The sequence below is a fragment of the Vibrio sp. 2134-1 genome (assembly GCF_033339495.1).
The window spans coordinates 1-619 of sequence record NZ_JAWOUS010000610.1; the positions used below are offsets into that span (position 1 = coordinate 1).

Annotated in this window: 1 protein-coding gene; it reads right to left on the bottom strand. The window is 49.9% G+C overall.

Annotated features, from left to right (window positions below):
- Window positions 1–619 (bottom strand): lipid asymmetry maintenance ABC transporter permease subunit MlaE (mlaE, locus tag R7R78_RS27525; RefSeq protein WP_225474784.1); only part of this gene is annotated, 619 nt, incomplete at both ends.

A 619-nucleotide genomic window follows, 5' to 3' on the forward strand; every position in this document is an offset into this window, starting at 1 on the left:
TCGCATCGTAGCCATTAAATAGAGCAGTCCAAGTTACCGTAATGGCAAACACAAAGCATTTGATCATGCTGTTGCCGATATCTTGTCCCAACTCAACAGAAGATTGCATGGCTGCCCAAAAGCTGCCGTGATCCACACCTTTCCAATCCACACCGACGAGCTGTGCCCCCCAGATGCCAACAGCCATGAAGATCATCGCAAGTAGTGGCATTGAGATAGCCCCAGCCCAAAAACGTGGTGCAATCACTCGTTTCAGTGGGTCAACTGCCATCATTTCTAAGCTTGAAAGCTGCTCAGTCGCTTTCATCAAACCAATTTCTGCCGTCAGCGCAGAGCCTGCACGTCCAGCGAAAAGAAGCGCAGTAACCACCGGCCCAAGTTCACGCAGTAGTGACAACGCGACCATCTGACCAAGACTGCCTTCCGCGCCGTAATCCACCAGCACTACATAGCCTTGCAAGCTAAGAACCATGCCGATAAACAAACCAGATACGACGATGATAGCCAGTGATTGCACGCCAACGGAATACAACTGTTTGATGAGTAGAGGAAAACTTTTAGAGGGTTGAGGCTTAGAGAAGATAGCGCCAACAAGCATCAAGGTTGCACGGCCAAAAGC